The sequence below is a fragment of the Paenibacillus sp. FSL H3-0310 genome (genome assembly GCF_038002785.1).
Classification (GTDB): Bacteria; Bacillota; Bacilli; order Paenibacillales; family Paenibacillaceae; genus Paenibacillus_AQ; species Paenibacillus_AQ odorifer.
In genome coordinates this window covers 766,266-783,510 of sequence record NZ_JBBODC010000001.1, presented here as the reverse complement: position 1 = coordinate 783,510, position 17,245 = coordinate 766,266, and the positions used below count along the sequence as shown (strand labels likewise).

Genomic DNA, 17,245 nt, shown 5'->3' with positions numbered 1-17,245 from the left:
TCCTCATGTCTCAGACTCGCCTAGTCTAGGTGGCAGAATTCCCGTAGGAACTGCGCTTATGTACCCGATCGGAGCGGTTACAGCATGTGCAGGATCAACTGCATCAAACACATACTTGAAGATAGTATCATACTTATGACTTATCGTCAACTCATTCCAGCCATTCTCCAACTTTTCCGGTTCCCCCGCAGCACTGGCAAATCACAGGCGCAAAGCTGGCTGAATCATGCCTTGCCTTCTTTCTGGTCATCTCGAGCAGCCCGAGTCTTGTCCACCCCAAAATATGTGTTTTGGTGCGATCCTTGCAGATCACTTTCTCTAATCGCTCTGTGACCATCTTGCGGTGAAGCTCTTGTTCCATATCAATAAAATCGACAATAATGATTCCACCAGTATCGCGTAACCGGATCAAACGACCGATCTCCTCAGCTGCGAGCAAATTCGTATTAGTAACCGTTTCTTCAAGCGATGCTCCGCCAATGTATTGAGCGGTGTTGACATCAATTACGGTTAACGCCTCTGTCTCATCCCAGATCATTGTTGCTCCGCCCTCCAGCGTGATTTTGCGGCTGAAGCTCTTGAGCAATTGATCCTGAATACCATAAGCAGCGAAAATAGACTCCGCTCCATTATAAAGACAGACTGGCTTGTACCCTTCAGGAGCCATGTCGTCCAGAAAGGCTGTTGCTTCTCTAGCTGCGGCAGATGAATCAATAATCAACTGATCCCGTTGCGGATTAAAGGCATCTCTTATAAAGCGTTGGACAATACTAAGATCACGATGTAGTAAAGCGGGAGCCTCTACCGTTTGTGCCTTACGTGTAATATTCTCCCATTGGGCACGCAAAAAAGAAAGATCACCCTCCACAGCTTCATGTGGCTCGTCCTGAGAAACCGTCCGCATAATAAGCCCTTCTTCTTTCATTCGCAGACGTTCTCCGATTCCTTTGAGACGACTGCGCTCTGCATCCCGGCTTATTTTTTTGGAGACACCGACGTATTCTGCAAAGGGCATGTACACCATCCAGCGCCCGGGCAACGTATAATGAGTCGTTACACGCGCGCCTTTTCCGCCGCTCGGCTCTTTCCGCACTTGAACAACAATATCCTGTCCCGGCTGCAAAAGCGTCTCGATAGAGGGCTTCACATCAGGCTGTTTATCCAAATTAGGATGCAATACATCATCAACATATAAAAAAGCATTCTTCTTCTGTCCGATATCAACAAAAGCAGCCTGCATACCTGGAAGTACGTTAATCACACGGCCCTTGTAATAACTGCCGACCAACCCTTGCTGCTGATCGCGTTCAGCCGCGTACTCCACCAGCCTTCCGTTTTCCAGAAGAGCCATTCGGGTAATGTGCTGCGTGCAGTGAACGATCATCTGTTTCATGGCTTCACCTCTGGTTTCGTTCGTTCATTCCTTCACATTCTCTGCATAAATACACTATATTCCGAAGTAGGTTGATATTAAGCGCTGTTCCGGCACAACAGCAACAACATTTCCTTTACCGTTTAACACATAGATAAAATGATATTGATTACGTTTAAATAGACGCAATATATCATCTAAAGGTTTCGCAGATAATGCAACTATTGGACGAGCTACGCTTCCTGTTCGCAAATGATACTCATAAACAGCCTCCCGATTCATCAAAAAAGCAACAAACCGGTACGGTAAATTACGATGGTCGGTGAAATTCGAATACAGCAGAAAAGCTCCGATCATGACCATATTAAGCCTAAGGCCTCCACCCGCTCCAAGAGGCAGCAGCGCATATATAATCACAAGGACACTTGCGGCTACACTCACCCGTCCAGTCCATAACAAAGTGTAGTAATAAGGAAGTACTAAACTAATAGTGGCCTGAAGCACTTTACCTCCGTCAAGCGGCAGCACTGGCACTAGATTAAAAAGCCCAATAATGGCATTGGCATGAATAAAATAGGTCAGAAATTCCTGATTGCCATAACCGGCTTGTTGAAGTCCAAAAGCAATAACGATCATAATTCCATTTTGCAGTGGACCGGCAAGGGCTATTCCGATCTCACGACTGGCTGTAAGCCGCCCATGATCTTCAATAACAGCCACTCCGCCAAACGGTAGAAGCTGAACCGACTTAACTGTAACACCAGCCAAAAGAGCCGCAACGACATGTCCCATTTCATGAATGAAGACAATCGTAAATAAGGTGAGCAGCTCTAGAAATTGTCCCGTGACCACGGAGAATAACATAATGATCACGAACAGTGGATGTAGTGACAGTTCGATACCAAAGATCCTAATCAAACGATACCACTTCTGTAGGATCAATATAAGTCTTGTCTTTCATCACTGCGAAAAATAGTGTTGAAGCTGAGGATACGTCCTTCTCCATCATCCAACCGAGTGAATCCCCACTCTGCACCCAGTCATCAACCTCCAGCTTGGTGCCGCTCAAATGTCCGTATTCTGCAGTGACACCGCCTGAATGCTGAACAGCAATTCGAATGCCCCCTTCCAGCTCCTTAGAGATGGAGAGAATACGTCCCATGTCTATACTTTTCACCGTCACATTAAAGGTTGAATCGATTTGAGGCATAATTTCCACCCCTTTTAGCGTAGATGCAAAAGGCTGGACAATGCTCCCAGCTATCGGGGCAGTAAGTTGATGATGAGCGGCCACTTTTTGAGCAGGCTCATCTTTATCCCCAAATATCGGAATGAACGCTGGAGCTCCGTTAAAGTTCTCCTCATACCAGACTCTCACAGCCGTGAAATCCATGTCATTGCTTAACGCATCACTAATAAAAGCTTGCATCTTATAGGACCATGGCTGATGTACCGCAAAAATCCCCCACACTGCTCCAAACACAAGAACACTAGCAACAAAGCGCCGAATAAAACCGGCAGTAAAATTTGAGCCTCCACCGTCGTTATCCTCCCAGCCTCCACGACTCTTTTTCCACATCACCTCTGGATCGGGCTCTACAGAGGATTGATCCGCATTTTTAAATCCTGTTCCCCATTCCTTAAAGCTCGTACTCTTATCCGGCATAATAAATAAAGGGGGAGCCTCCGCTATTTCTAGTTCCGGGACTTCCGAAACTCCTGAGACTGCTGAGACTTCCGGGAGTTCCTCCAATAAACTACGAATACGCTCCTTGCGGCGATTCTTGATATCTGATTTCTGATCCATATTTATCCCTCCGGACGGGCTTGTTTTACTTCCATTTTATGAAGCACGGAAGTCTCTTTAGAACAAGCCCCTCCAAGACAGACCATTTAAATCCCGGAAATGCCATACATTCATATTTATTCAAAAAAATAAGCCCCACCATAGATTTCTCTACTGGTGGGACCCGTGTATGCTTCTTATCATAGGATTGCTTAGTAAAAATTAAGCCATGCCGAAAAATTTCTTAAGTTTCTTAAATGCTCCCGGTTTGCGGTCAAGCTGCATCAGGGGTACAGCATCACCTAAAATTCGGCGTGCAATATTGCGATAGGCAATAGCTGCTGACGAATCGGGATTCATAACTGTAGGTTCTCCGTTATTTGCGGCTTTAATGACTAATTCATCATCCGGAACAATTCCGATAAGATCAATGTTCAGCACCTGTAATATATCCTCAATATCAAGCATATCCCCAGACTTCACAAGACCTGGGCGAATACGGTTTACCACCAATTTCGGCGATTCCACACTCGACTGTTCTAATAGTCCGATTATACGATCGGCATCCCGTACAGCGGCATGCTCTGGTGTGGTAACCACAATCGCTTTATCCGCACCGGCAATCGCATTGCGGAAGCCGTGCTCGATTCCTGCCGGACAATCGATCAGAACATACTCATATTCCTTTTTTAGTTCAAGAATGATATCTCTTACTTGTTCAGGAGAGACAGCCGTTTTATCCTTTGTTTGAGCTGCAGGCAGCATATACAATTCATCAAAGCGCTTGTCTTTAACGAGCGCTTGATTAAGGCGGCAACGTCCTTCCGCTACATCCACAAGATCATAAATAATACGATTCTCAAGCCCCATAACTACATCCAGATTACGCAGTCCAATGTCGGTATCGACGAGACATACTTTTTTGCCCTGCAGTGCAAGTGCGGTTCCAATGTTGGCTGTTGTGGTTGTTTTGCCAACTCCGCCTTTGCCCGAGGTTACGACTATCGCTTCTCCCATGGAGGCTACACCCCTTTAAACACATTTAAATCCTGACGTAATTTGACCAAATTATGAATCTTATCGATCTGCATAGCTCCGTTTGTTAAATATGCAAATTCCATACTGCTTTCTCGGGTTTCCCATTCATCGGGCGGACGACTAATAATATCGGCAATTCGCAGCTGCGTTGGAGACATTAAAGAAGCAGCAATAATTGCTTCCTCATTCCCGTCTACTCCAGCATGCGCCATCCCTCTTAGCGAACCTAGTATATAAATATCGCCTGAACAGGTTATGGTCCCCCCAGGGTTCACATCCCCCAGATATAGAAGATTTCCGTTATGGTGCAGCACCTGACCGGAACGTAGAATTCCGCTCATCAGAAACAATGCGTCATTATCCTCACTGCCGGGCGCTGGAAGCGCCTCTATAGATCGAATCAACAGATTTCCCTGTCCCTTAAGAATCTCCAGCACAGCTTCCTTGTCTTCCTCAGTTACGGTACGATTGCCCAGCTTTATGTCCACATGTACAATCGGTCCAGTTAAAATATTTTGATGGCTGTGCTCCAGCTTATAGCGAAGCTCGCTCAGAAGATCTTCAAAGGGACATTTGTCGTCTAGCAGGAATATCAGGCCATCCTTGATGCCCTTAATCCTTACATGCTTGGATTTTACTGTCATATGCCTGGCCCCCTATCCTCATTCATTCGTGCCGGGCCCCTTAAATTCCTGCTTTGTATAGAAAGAAAATAGAAGCTCTTTAAGCCGCTTCTTCCTTATTCGTTTCTTTCTTGATTAGCTCAAGCTGGCGCCGAACCGGTATGTAGAAGAGTAGCCCGATGGCAAAATGAAAAAGCATCGTCGGCAGCATGTGATTCAAAATCGCCCAGCTATAAGGTTCTTGATTAAGATTAAATACACTATAGATACCAAATAGTATACTATCCCCAAGTAGACTTCCAAGCAGAACCACAGTCATCATAAGGGGCAGCGGAGCACGTGGAATCTGAAATAAAAGGCCGATTAAATAAGCCGACAATCCCATCGCAAAAGAGTGTGCTCCAAGAATTCTGCCGTAAAAAACGACATCATGCAGCATTCCAAAACATAATCCCAATATAAGTGCTGTATGCCGATGATGATATATAGTCACGAACAATAACACTACAAAAACCAAATTCGGAATGATTCGCATCTGCCACACATCTGGAATCAGCCAAGGTAAGATGGTTCCCTCCACAATAAATAAGAGGAACAGTATCAGAATAAGAACTGATCTGCGCATATTCACTATTCAGCACGCTCCTCCGTAAACACAACAATCAAATGCTTCCAGTCCTGAAATTCTGCTGAAGGCTTTATCACTGCTGTGGAGGTTAATCCAAATTCACCAACATCGACGCTTTCAACTGTGCCTATTGTCAACCCCCTTGGATACAAGCCTCCAATACCGGAAGACAGAATAGTATCCTCCGCTGCAATAGGATCACCCGGTGGAATCTTGGTCATCAGCAGTCTGTTCGTCTCTGGATTATAACTCTCAATCATCCCAAAGGACTTACCCTCTTTATTAAAGGCAGTTGCCGCAATAGGCGGCTGGGAATTAGGATCATTAGTGTCCATCATGGTCATCAGTTTCACAGTAGAAGTGAAATTGCTAACTTGACTGATAACACCTACCAGACCATCGGTTGAAATAACAGACATATTAGGTCTGACACCATCTTTGGAGCCTAAATCAATTACAATGGTGCTGTTGCTTGGTTCTGTAGTCTGGCTAATTACTTGCGCAATACGATATTCATACTTATACAAATTCTTCTGTTCTTTAGTAAATTGCCATTTTTTTTCCAAGTCTTCATTCTGTGCTTTAATAAAATTATACTGGGCTTTATCACGTGCATACTGGGCAGCCATAATTTTAAGCTGTTCATTTTCTTTAGCAAGATCACTCAGATTTCCAATATCTTCAAACAAGCCCGCTACATATCCAGCGGGCTTGTAGAACATTTTTTGCACGAAACCAGTCGAATCTCTGAGAAAGTTCTCCGGCCAGGACAAGCCTTTCCTTGTTGCCAAGCTGAAGCCCATTACCACAATGAACAGCACCAGTGTAATCAACAGAATAAACAGACGTTTATTGCTTAAGAGTTTAAACAGTTTCAACACCCTCTAACAACAGTATTTCTCCCATAACAGGGGTTGACTTACACAAGTGGTAGAACATCATCTTATCTCTTCGAACGAAGACTGGATCCGCTGCGGCTCTTGAACAAATGAATGTTCTCAAGTGCCTTACCGGTTCCAATAGCTACACAGTCCAGTGGATTCTCAGCAACAATAACCGGCATTCCCGTCTCACGTGCAAGCAGCTTATCCAAGTTGCGAAGCAAAGCTCCCCCACCTGTCAAAACAATTCCACGATCCATAATATCTGCTGCAAGCTCTGGCGGACATTTTTCCAACGTTACTTTAACAGCTTCAATAATAGCATTCACTGTGTCAGACAAAGCTTCACAGATTTCATCAGAAGTAATTGTAAGTGTTTTTGGCAGACCTGTTACGAGATCACGGCCGCGAATTTCCATGGTTTCAGCCTTTTCAAGAGGAAGGGCAGAGCCAACATCCATTTTGAGCTGCTCCGAAGTACGTTCACCGATCATCAGATTGTATTGACGTTTGATGTATTGAATGATGGACTCATCCGCCTCATCACCTGCAACACGCACTGAACGGCTAGTAACAATACCGCCGAGCGAAATTACAGCAACTTCAGTTGTACCTCCACCGATATCTACAACCATACTACCTGTAGGCTCCCATACTGGCAGATCCGCGCCGATAGCAGCAGCAAAAGGCTCTTCGATAATGTAAGCTTCGCGAGCTCCAGCTTGTTTGGTAGCATCTTCTACCGCACGTTGCTCTACAGCAGTAATGCCAGATGGCACGCAGACCATTACATTAGGATGACGCTGGAACATAGAACGCTGTTTCTGTGCTTGACGAATAAAATATTTAATCATCGTAGCCGTTGTATCAAAATCAGCGATAACGCCATCTTTCATCGGACGGATCGCACGGATGTTTCCAGGTGTACGACCGATCATTTTTTTGGCGGATTCACCCACAGCTTCAATCGTCTTAGTATCAGTGTTAATGGCTACAACGGAAGGCTCTCTTACAACAACACCCTTACCGCGTACGTAGACAAGCGTATTCGCTGTCCCCAAGTCAATTCCTAAATCTTTTGTGAAACCACCCAACATGCTAATTTCTCCTTTTCCTAAGTAAATCTACATTTATATTACATATGTCCTTTTTCTTTCAAGCTTACGAAACTGCTATCTCCGATAATTAGATGGTCCAGCACATCTATTCCGATAATCTCACCTGCCTGAAGCAATCTAGCAGTTAGGGAAATATCTTCTGGACTAGGTGTTGGATCACCACTAGGATGATTATGCGCGCATATAATAGAGGCGCTACTGCATTTTATAGCTGCTCTGAATACCTCACGAGGATGAACGATCGAAGCATTCAGGCTGCCCATGGACAATGTTTCTTGTCCAATCACATGATTCTTCGTGTTCAGAAACAGACAGACAAAATGCTCCTTTTGCAAATAACGCAATTGCTCAGTCAGAATCTCAGCAGCGTCCCCAGGACAGCGGATAATGACCGGCATATTGAACCTGGAATTCGCAAGGCGCCTTCCCAGTTCGATGCCTGCTTTTAGTTGTACGGCCTTGGCAGGACCGATACCGTTGATTTTGGTCAGTTCTTCGATGCTAAGGTCAACTAGCCCACGCAGGCCACCGATCTTCCCCAGCATCTGCTGTGCAATATGAATAGCCGACTCGCGGCGTGTTCCCGTACGCAGCAGAATGGCTAACAACTCCGCTTGACTTAATGATTCCGCCCCATAATGCATCATGCGCTCTCTAGGTCGTTCTTCATGGGGGAGGTCCCGCAGCATAATTGGTTGCGACTCCATCCCTATCCCTCTTTCCCCAGGCTTCCTACCGGCTCAATACAGTTATACCGAACTCGGATAGCATTTCGCCAAGAAGCGACAAAGGCAATCCGACTACATTGAAATAACAGCCTTCAATTCGTTCCACCAAAATGGACCCAAGCCCTTGTATCGCATAAGAGCCAGCCTTATCAGCGGGCTCTCCCGTAGCTATATAAGCAGCAATTTCCTCTTCAGTCATTGCCCTCATCGTTACGGAAGTAACACGGTGCTCCACTATAGTCTTCCCATTCGGGAGTCCGAGGCAGGCTACACCCGTGTATACCTTATGAGTTCGGCCCTGAAGTCTGGTAAGCATCGCTTTGCTGTCCAGCTTGTCCACCGGTTTGCCTAGCACAGTATTATCTAGTACAACAATTGTGTCGCTTCCTATAATGACTGCGTTACGCTCTCCGGCTGTAGCTACTACGGCTTCTGCTTTTCGCAAAGCTAGACTGCGCACGATTCTCTCCGGCGTCCAATCCGGCGGTGTGCTCTCATCAGCTTCGCTGGTAATGACCTCAAAGGGTAAACCCAGTAAGGATAACAGCTCACGTCGACGCGGTGAACCTGAGGCTAGAATAATGAGTGGTGAGTTGTCCACGTTGTAAACGTCCCTTCTTGCTCAGTAACGAGAGTTACAGTCTGCGGTACAGCCATACAGCTGTAATAATACCGGCGAGACTAAGCATGCACAATTTCAAATGAATAGTGATGTCATAGGTTATGATGTCTAAATCGGCTCGCGGAGACCATTTGAGCACAGTCGATGTTGTTAGAAAAGACAGAGCCTTTACGGGCTGCAGCAGCTTGGCGATCCAGGCTCCAGCCAGCCAGCCTAGAATTAGAAATAACAGCAGTGTTCCTACATTTTTCTTCTTCATCTCAGTCTTCCCTCGCCATTTTTTGACACCCTAATTATTATACGGTGAAACGGTGATCAATACAAACGTAAAATCCCCTACGGTAATGTTTACCACCTTTTGCCCTAAAAGTTGCGGAACGATACCCCTCTCCGAAAAAAACAACAAGCCCCCAATTCCCCGGAGACTTGTTGTTATTTTGAATCCGCAATCCAAGCATTCAATTCATAGCAGACAGCAGCTGTTTTTGGCTGGTCAAGAAGCTCAGCATGGATTCCTGCACTTCCCAAAGCAGGGCTTGCGCCTTGTTCTTGTTATATTCACTCAGTGCTGAAATTCCTTGGCTCATAGATTTCTCTAGCACTGCGCAAATGCTTTTGGCTTCAGGCGTTATGCCTTGCTCCAGAGCTTTAACAGCTTCACTCCATTGGAGATGAAGATCACTCACAGCTGAGGTATTAGCTGCCGCATCCGTTTGTCCGCCACTGAGTAAAGAAGCGGATTGACTGCTTAGTTCACTGAGCAACTGTCCACTCACCGCAAAATAACTATTCACAGCCTCCGCATTTCCGGCAAATCCTAATCGTTCCACTCCGGGAAGATCCACCTCTCTTACATAAAGCTCAATCCCTTGATTCTTCAGTCCACTGCTGAGCAGCTTAGCTTGTTCACGGTCAGAGGACATTCCGGCATATACACGATTTCCGTCAGCAGGGTCCAAGCCCGCAGCCAAGCCAGCGTCCAACAGCTCTTGTCTAGCTTGTTCCGCGCCTGCCGGCGTACTGAATACGCCATACTGCAGCAGGTAGTAGCTTTGCGCAGCCACTTGAACAGGAATACTGTTTTTGCCAGCATCATCTGTGCCCGTAACCGGCAATCCCGAGGTTCCTACACCTGCTGGATCATTAGCTCCGGAAGTCTGCCCTGAAGTAGCCAATGTATCTGTTATCCCGGTTCCTGAACTACTATCCATGTTTCCTCCATAAAAAAAGGAAAGCGCCGCATACCCAAGCAGTAGACCTGTGCCGATGGCCCCCACCACAGACAGGGATAATTTCCACCAATACGATGGGCGACGAGTATGATATGAGCCCCCATAACCTCCCGTGTAAACCTCTGCTGATTTATCTCTGTCATCTAGTACCAAATCTGAGAGCAGATACGATTGCTGCGTATTTCTGAAATCTCTATCCTGTTCGTCCCATTCTTGCTGGCGTGGATCTACAGTTCCTGAGTAATAGTCGTAAGCATCCTCCGGCGGTGCCTCACGCGTAGAGCGTAGATCAGGTTCTTGCACCCAAGTATGCTGCTGTGCTGGACCGACCTCCTTGCGCAACTCCTCTGCATATTCTTCAGCTGTACCCAGTCCGCCACTGGACCAGCGCTCCACTACCTGCGGTTTTGGCTTAGGCTCGTCCTTATTCACGTCAAATCGGAATGTCATTCTTCCGTTATTCAACAGTAACACCTCACCTCATCTAATCTATATGGAAATATATGATAGACAATAGAGAGATATGCTATTTTTATAGCCAAATGAATAATGAAAGTTATACGGATTCAGTTTACATTACATGTAACTTTTATATACTATATAAAAAGAGCTAAAAGTGTGCACTATACTAGTTAAGCTAGAAATAGGATTTTAGTTCATTACAGTTTAGGAGGGCTTTTTCTGAAACAAAAAATTCAAGCAGCAATTGTGGGCTACGGTAATTTAGGAAAAGGTGTACGTAAGGCTATTAACCAAAGTGAAGATATCGAGCTGGTTGCGATCTTTACGCGCAGAGAGCCTGGACAACTGGAAGCCGGTGAAACCGGTGTGAAATTCGAGCATATCTCTGCCGTCGAACAATATAAGGGAAAAGTAGATGTTATGATTCTGTGCGGAGGATCGGCTACCGATCTGCCAGAACAGACACCAGCTATTGCCCGGATGTTTAATACCGTGGACAGCTTTGACACTCATGCCAAAATCCCTGAGTTCTTTGCGACCGTTGATGCCGCAGCTAAACAAGGCGGAACACTCAGCGTAATTTCTACGGGCTGGGATCCAGGCCTGTTCTCCATGAACCGTCTGCTAGCTGAAGCTATTCTGCCACAAGGTAAAGAATATACTTTCTGGGGTAAAGGCGTCAGCCAAGGTCACTCCGATGCCATTCGCAGAGTAGAAGGCGTTAAAGGTGGCGTACAATATACTGTTCCAGTACAAGAGGTTATCGAGGCCATCCGTGCGGGTGAAACACCAGAACTTACTACTCGTGAAAAACATCTTAGAGAGTGTTTTGTAGTAGCTGAGGCTGGTGCAGATCAAGAGCGCATTCGCGAAGAAATTGTGAATATGCCGAACTATTTTGCAGATTATGATACTACAGTTACTTTCATCACTGAAGAAGAACTGGCAGCTCAGCATAGCGGTATTCCGCACGGCGGGTTTGTTATTCGCAGTGGGGTAACAGGAGAAGGCACGAAACAAATTGTTGAATTTGGCCTGAAGCTGGAGAGCAATCCTGAATTTACAGCTAGTGTGCTTGTGGCTTATGCCAGAGCTGCTCAGCGTATGAGTCAAGAAGGTCAAAGCGGAGCGCGTACTGTATTCGATATTCCACTTGGGATGTTGTCTCCGAAATCACCAGAAGAACTGCGCCGCAACTTACTCTAAAATCCTGTCGACAAATAACCCGCGTAGGACTTTTAAGGGTCCTCGCGGGTTATTTGTTGTCCAGAGCGTCTGACAACCCTCTATACAAGACTAAGAATCTTACTCTTAACATGATTCATTTCGTAATTCTTCAACAAAGTCTCATGCGCACGATCCGCAATAATGGCGCCAAGCTCAGGATTTTTCAGTAAATTCAGTACACTTCCAACCACCTCAACCGAGGTATTAGCCAGCAAAATATTCCGGTTATGCTCACAATTCAGCTTCTCACACATGATAGAGCTGGTAACCACCGGGGTTTTAAGCGCCCAGGATTCCAGTATATTTCTAGAAACTTCGCAGCCTTCAAGGATAGGCACCAGAACAGCTTTAGACCGTCGTATGTATTCAGTAGAGGAATTTACCGGTCCAGTGACTATGACCGATTCATCTTCCTTAATCAAAGTCATGACCTCCGGGTGAACCTCTGAGCTGATAATGTAACTTTTGATATCAGGCACTTGTTCCTTAATCATGGGATAGGTTTTTTTAAAGAATACTCGGGCTGCATCTATTCCCAGTCTCATATTCATATTCCAGTGCAGCACAATTGAATTTTCTTTAATCACAGGCTCTGCAAAAGTCTCATACTCATTCATCTTGATGAAATGGGGGACAACATGAACCTTACGGGCATCGGCAAATGATAGAGATTTGAACGCTAGTGCATCCCATTCCGAGGTTGCTAAAAGTAGTCCCGTCTTATTCATTAATCGCCGTTTATTCCTACGATCCCATGCAGCATTGAGTTTATTATATGGATTCTTCCTGCTTAACTTTCCTGCCTCTCCGGCAGATCCTCCGCTTCCGTTTGCAAAACTATAGGTATCTGTGATCACACTGGCTTCTGGAAGCAAGTTCCGCACCATATCAATGCATTTACCCAATAGGACATGCGATATAAATACATGCTTGTAATTATTCGAACGGCAAAGCTCCAAAATAGTGTTCTTCATATCTTTATCTATATGACTTAAATTTGAGAAATTCCGCAGTTTATGTAAGGGGCGCAGCATTGGCCTCCAGGTCGTATAATCTTCATTAATGTTATGAACCGTAAGTGCCGTCCGCTCATTTATAGACACGGTTTGGTTGGCACTGCCGTACGTCAGCAAATCTATATCAAATTTCCCAAGCAAAATCTCGAGAATACTCCCTGTTCTCATTTCTCCTTCTAGATCCTCTGCGCTTTGATTCTGGGCTGATAGGAACAGCATTCTTTCTCGCATGACTCTGGCTCCTTGTATTTTGTAATAAAAACCCCCATCTACTAACTGAAACTTTAGATGCAGTTCAATAGTAACTCATTTCAATTAAAAGTTTTGTCGATTTATAGGAGAAGTCTAAAATTTTTTAAGTTTTTTTCTGAGTTTCCAAAATTCTATCACGATTTCCCCTTATAAAACGCCACATTTTCTAAAATATAGACTAAAACCCCTTTTTTTACGCCATACATAATCATGAATTGCTCTATGGATAGAAATCGTAATCTTTAGGTAATATGTACTACGCCTCTTTGCATACAAAAAAAGCATCTCCCTCGCTTAATGTCGAAAGGAAGACACTTTAGTTGTCATAGCTTCTAACTACACAGTTCCGGCCCTTTTTCTTAGCCTGATACAATGCAGTGTCACTAAGTTTGTAAAGAGTGTTCAATGCGTATCGTTCACCTGAATCCACCGTGATGATGCCAACACTTATCGTGTAATGCAAGGGCACACCATGAATGACCGCCCCTGTAACGGCTGTGCGCATCCGCTCTGCAATCATATCACTGTTTTGTTCATCGGCTCTATGCAGCAGCACAGTGAACTCCTCACCACCGAATCTTCCGAACAGGTCACCATTGCCAAGCTGCTGTTTTATTTTATGAGCCAGATCCTTCAGAACATGGTCGCCGGTATTGTGGCCGTAGGTATCGTTTATGCGTTTAAAGTGATCCACATCCAGCAGTAAAAAAGAATACGGCAGCTTCTTCATTGCTGAGGCAGCTATTAAAGGCCGGGCGCGCTGTACAAAGGATCTGCGATTCAAAATACCTGTCAACACATCATAAGTGGCCACCCGTTCCAATTCTGTAAAGGAATCCTCCCTATAAAGCAGCATGATGCCTGCAGTTCCTAAGAACATAAGCAAATAAACCCCCAGATAAAAAAATATCTGCAGCCAGTGAGAGGTCTGTGCATTCCATCCTAACATCGAATAAAACGGTTCAAGTCCCTTGCTAACCAGCGCTAAAATTACAACAAAGTACAACAATCCTATGGTTCGCTGGAGAGAGGTTTCTCTAATCTTCACAGCTAATATATAAGCTGGCAAAGCTATGATCATAATCCCAAATAGACAAGTTGCAGCCATAACCAACCGCTCATCTGGCATAATTATATGCAGTAGCACTACGATGACAATGGATACTCCGAACAGGATCGTATAATATCGTTCAATCCTACTCCCAAAAACTCTGAGAAGCATCAGAAGCGCTAAGCTTTCCAGCGTACCTCCAGCTAAAGCAAGCAGCATACTGATTGGAATGGGAAGTCGTGAGTCTGTGAAATCATTCAGCAAAAGGAGAATTAAAGCTGCCAGCTGCAAATATTTTGCCGTGACAAACAAGGTAGAAGTCCGTTCCTGCGCGTAACGCAAACGATAGACGACAATAAGCAATACCGTAAAGGATTGCCACATAAAGAGGCAGACCAGCAGTGTTTTGAGATCCAGATGCATGTTAGTGAATTTCACCCCCTGTATTCTCTAAGCTCAATAAATATAATTGTATCTGACCACTCGGTTTCTTCCTTCTTGTTTGGCTTGGTATAACGCTTTATCGCTCAGCTTGTACAGCTTATTTATCCAAATCTCCTGATCCGGTATGATTGTAATTACACCTATACTAACTGTATAGCCTTGTAAAAGTTTTTGTGTAGGCGTCTTCATTACTGCCTTTCGTAACACTTCAGCTTTCCGGTCACAGCTAGCTTCATCCAGCCCGCAAAGGATAACTGCAAATTCCTCGCCGCCCAGCCTGCCAAATAAATCGCTGTTTTCGAGGTTGTCCTTAATCGTCAATGCGAATTCTTCCAGAACAACATCGCCGGTATCATGGCCGTATGTATCATTGATTTCTTTGAAATGATCCAAATCTAGCAGCATAAACGAAAAGTACTCTTGCTCAGCAACTGCCTTCTCAAGCCGTACCTCAGCTTCCTCAAGAAATGCTCCACGGTTAAGGATTCCAGTCAGATCATCGTAGCTAGCGATTCGTTTCAGTTTTACAAAGGAATGCTCGTTAGAAAGTAGAATAAAGCCTGCGGCTCCCACAATCAACAATAAATACATCCCCAGGTAATATAAATACTGCGAAAGATTAGTTGTGAACACGTTCATCTCTGGCTCCCAGATCAATGCAACAATCGCGCGGAGCAGCATAATCCCTGCAAAAGCGTAAAACAATATTCCGAGTATCTTCTGAAGAGGGGTGCCTTTGGGGTTCACCGTGAGGTGGTAAGCTGGATAGACAATAAACAGTATCGACCATAATGAGGTACAGGCTATGCGCCAGCTGGAATGATGAAAGAAGATCGCAACAATACTAAAAGTAATCGAACTAAGTATGGAAAGCGTTATGTAATACAACTTTATCCGCTGACCAAGGATTCCCATCATCAGCAATAAAGCAATAATCTCCAGACAGCAGCCTAAAAGAATCAAAGCGTTGCTAAGTGGAATGGATAAAGCGCGGGGGATATGACCCCATAATAATAATGAACACCAGAAGAGCAGCTGCACCGCCTTTGAGCGTATGAATAAGGTGGATGCCCTGTCTTTAGGAGCGCTCCTCCGGTAATTGGTTATCAGCAGCAATATAAATAGATTTCCAAAAATAAATAAATACACTAACGTTTTGATATCAAGCTGGGAGTCCATGAGTCACCACCTACACGGAAAAATTGATCCTCTACTGACAGCACTATAGCACTCAATGGCTGGTTCAGCAAATACCCTATTTATTTCATTTTTTAGAATGTACATACACCGCTTAAGTATACAAAAAAGCACTTCCCCCTGCACGGAGCTCGGGGGGAAGTGCTATGGTCAAGAGAATATGAATATTCTCGTGTAGGCCTGTGTTTGTATTAACGCTTCTTCAAGCCGTCCGCCAATGCGTATCCAACCTTCCAGATATCGCCTGCGCCCATCGTAATCACTAGGTCACCTGGGGCAATACGAGGTTTCAGATCAGCAAGCACATCTTCTTTGGTTGGCAGATGTCTTGCACCAGCGTTACTGTTCTGCACAATAAGCTCAACCAGCTTCGCAGATGTAACCCCCTCAATCTGCTTCTCACCTGCCGGAGAGTAGATGTCGGTGATGATCACCTCATCTGCTTCGCTAAAGGCGCGGCTGAAGGCATCTAGCAGGAAGAACGTACGTGTATACCGCTGAGGCTGGAATACGGCAATAATCCGTTTCCCCGTTGCCTTAGCAGCACTGATTGTCGCCTGAATTTCAGTTGGGTGATGCGCATAATCATCGATGACCAGAATGTCATCGACTTCTCCGAGCACTTGAAAACGGCGCTTCGCACCATGGAATTTCACGATCGCTTCAGCGATTTTTTCAAAAGAGATTCCTGATTTCAGACAAGCGATAACCGCAGCCATTGAGTTATACAGATTGTACTGACCTGGCACGGACAGTTCAATTTGTCCCAATACTACGCCATTATGGTTCATCGTATACGAAACTTGACGGTCGCCAAGAACGATGTCTGTGGCAATATAATCTGCTGTCTTCGACTTGATGCCGTAAGTAATCACCTTACCTGACACTTCAGGCAATAAAGAAATCACATTCTCGTCATCTGCACACACAATCGCAGTGCCGTCTTCACGGGTCTGGTTCATAAACTGTACATAAGCAGCCTTGAGACGGTTAAAATCTCCGCCGTAATTCTCCAAGTGATCTGCTTCCACATTCGTGACAATTCCAAGCCAAGGGTGATAGTGCAAGAAAGAGCCATCACTCTCATCCGCTTCCGCCACTACATAATCGCCTTGTCCTGCCTTTGCATTCGTACCGACGTTCATAATCTCTCCGCCGATAATATACGTAGGATCAACTTCACACTCTTCCATTACAAGTGCGATCATAGAGGATGTAGTTGTTTTACCATGCGCTCCGGCAACGGCTACCCCTTTACGTTCGTTCAATAAACGGGCTAACATTTGTGAGCGGTGCAGAATTGGAATCTTAAGACGCTCTGCTTCCACCCATTCCACATTATCGCTGGACAAAGCCGTAGAGTACACGACGAGATCCGCACCTTTTACTTGTTCTGCTGTATGCCCAATATAAATCTTGGCACCTTTAGCAATCAATTTATCCGTCAATTCTTGGGCAGCCACATCGGAGCCCGTAACCGTATATCCCATTTCTAGCATTACTCGGGCAATCGCGCTCATACCGTAGCCGCCGATCCCTATAAAATGCACACGTTCAGTAGTATCCAA

18 protein-coding genes and 1 other annotated feature are annotated in these 17,245 nt (G+C 45.1%); of the genes, 1 reads left to right on the top strand and 17 read right to left on the bottom strand.

What is annotated here, in order from left to right; translation table 11 throughout:
• Positions 1-2: 2 nt before the first annotated feature.
• Positions 3-89, bottom strand: a sequence feature (ribosomal protein L21 leader region).
• From MHH63_RS03550 to MHH63_RS03490, 13 genes are all read right to left on the bottom strand, one after another.
• The gene (locus MHH63_RS03550) at positions 4-171 is read right to left on the bottom strand and encodes a hypothetical protein (protein WP_155288184.1); all 168 of its coding nucleotides are present in this window, start codon (positions 169-171) and stop codon (positions 4-6) included. Its footprint overlaps the feature before it by 86 nt.
• The gene (locus tag MHH63_RS03545) at positions 152-1,393 is read right to left on the bottom strand and encodes an Rne/Rng family ribonuclease (protein ID WP_076129388.1); all 1,242 of its coding nucleotides are present in this window, start codon (positions 1,391-1,393) and stop codon (positions 152-154) included. The genes MHH63_RS03550 and MHH63_RS03545 overlap by 20 nt, the downstream gene beginning before the upstream one ends.
• A gap of 54 nt (positions 1,394-1,447) precedes the next feature.
• Positions 1,448-2,290 (bottom strand): M50 family metallopeptidase, encoded by an 843-nt coding sequence (locus MHH63_RS03540; protein ID WP_036685160.1) that lies wholly within the window; start codon positions 2,288-2,290, stop codon positions 1,448-1,450.
• The gene (locus tag MHH63_RS03535; protein ID WP_341171209.1) at positions 2,283-3,179 is read right to left on the bottom strand and encodes a M23 family metallopeptidase; all 897 of its coding nucleotides are present in this window, start codon (positions 3,177-3,179) and stop codon (positions 2,283-2,285) included. Before MHH63_RS03535 ends, MHH63_RS03540 begins: the two co-directional genes overlap by 8 nt.
• Positions 3,180-3,380: 201 nt before the next feature.
• Complete coding sequence (gene minD / locus MHH63_RS03530; RefSeq protein WP_036685156.1) at positions 3,381-4,175, bottom strand: septum site-determining protein MinD; 795 nt, start codon at positions 4,173-4,175, stop codon at positions 3,381-3,383.
• A gap of 5 nt (positions 4,176-4,180) precedes the next feature.
• Positions 4,181-4,840, bottom strand: coding sequence for a septum site-determining protein MinC (gene minC, locus MHH63_RS03525; protein WP_036685154.1), 660 nt, complete (start codon positions 4,838-4,840; stop codon positions 4,181-4,183).
• Positions 4,841-4,919: 79 nt separating this feature from the next.
• Positions 4,920-5,450 carry a rod shape-determining protein MreD gene (mreD, locus tag MHH63_RS03520; protein WP_081386380.1) on the bottom strand — a complete coding sequence of 177 codons (531 nt, stop codon included), beginning with the start codon at positions 5,448-5,450 and terminating at the stop codon, positions 4,920-4,922.
• Positions 5,450-6,328: a rod shape-determining protein MreC gene (gene mreC, locus MHH63_RS03515; protein WP_076129391.1), complete on the bottom strand. Its 879-nt coding sequence runs from the start codon at positions 6,326-6,328 to the stop codon at positions 5,450-5,452. The genes mreD and mreC overlap by 1 nt, the downstream gene beginning before the upstream one ends.
• A 62-nt stretch (positions 6,329-6,390) precedes the next feature.
• The gene (locus tag MHH63_RS03510; protein ID WP_036685150.1) at positions 6,391-7,425 is read right to left on the bottom strand and encodes a rod shape-determining protein; all 1,035 of its coding nucleotides are present in this window, start codon (positions 7,423-7,425) and stop codon (positions 6,391-6,393) included.
• Positions 7,426-7,463: 38 nt separating this feature from the next.
• Positions 7,464-8,153 (bottom strand): RadC family protein, encoded by a 690-nt coding sequence (radC, locus tag MHH63_RS03505; protein ID WP_036685147.1) that lies wholly within the window; start codon positions 8,151-8,153, stop codon positions 7,464-7,466.
• 25 nt (positions 8,154-8,178) lie between these two features.
• The gene (locus tag MHH63_RS03500; protein WP_076186081.1) at positions 8,179-8,775 is read right to left on the bottom strand and encodes a Maf family protein; all 597 of its coding nucleotides are present in this window, start codon (positions 8,773-8,775) and stop codon (positions 8,179-8,181) included.
• Between the two features lie 34 nt (positions 8,776-8,809).
• The gene (locus tag MHH63_RS03495; RefSeq protein WP_036685144.1) at positions 8,810-9,055 is read right to left on the bottom strand and encodes a DUF4321 domain-containing protein; all 246 of its coding nucleotides are present in this window, start codon (positions 9,053-9,055) and stop codon (positions 8,810-8,812) included.
• 199 nt (positions 9,056-9,254) lie between these two features.
• Positions 9,255-10,478: an SPOR domain-containing protein gene (locus MHH63_RS03490; RefSeq protein WP_341171208.1), complete on the bottom strand. Its 1,224-nt coding sequence runs from the start codon at positions 10,476-10,478 to the stop codon at positions 9,255-9,257.
• 231 nt (positions 10,479-10,709) lie between these two features.
• Between MHH63_RS03490 and MHH63_RS03485 the strand changes: the two genes are divergently transcribed.
• Positions 10,710-11,696, top strand: a complete 987-nt coding sequence (locus MHH63_RS03485) for a diaminopimelate dehydrogenase (protein ID WP_038573038.1) — start codon at positions 10,710-10,712, stop codon at positions 11,694-11,696.
• Positions 11,697-11,776: 80 nt separating this feature from the next.
• Here the strand turns inward: MHH63_RS03485 and MHH63_RS03480 are convergent, their stop codons facing one another.
• The 4 genes from MHH63_RS03480 to murC all read right to left on the bottom strand — a co-directional run bounded on the left by MHH63_RS03480 (position 11,777) and on the right by murC (position 17,245).
• Positions 11,777-12,964 carry a glycosyltransferase gene (locus MHH63_RS03480; RefSeq protein ID WP_340392681.1) on the bottom strand — a complete coding sequence of 396 codons (1,188 nt, stop codon included), beginning with the start codon at positions 12,962-12,964 and terminating at the stop codon, positions 11,777-11,779.
• Between the two features lie 337 nt (positions 12,965-13,301).
• On the bottom strand, positions 13,302-14,459 hold the full coding sequence (locus tag MHH63_RS03475) for a GGDEF domain-containing protein (protein WP_248549649.1): 1,158 nt from the start codon (positions 14,457-14,459) through the stop codon (positions 13,302-13,304).
• 33 nt (positions 14,460-14,492) lie between these two features.
• The gene (locus tag MHH63_RS03470) at positions 14,493-15,659 is read right to left on the bottom strand and encodes a GGDEF domain-containing protein (protein ID WP_076129397.1); all 1,167 of its coding nucleotides are present in this window, start codon (positions 15,657-15,659) and stop codon (positions 14,493-14,495) included.
• Between the two features lie 209 nt (positions 15,660-15,868).
• Positions 15,869-17,245, bottom strand: a complete 1,377-nt coding sequence (murC, locus tag MHH63_RS03465; RefSeq protein WP_036685137.1) for a UDP-N-acetylmuramate--L-alanine ligase — start codon at positions 17,243-17,245, stop codon at positions 15,869-15,871.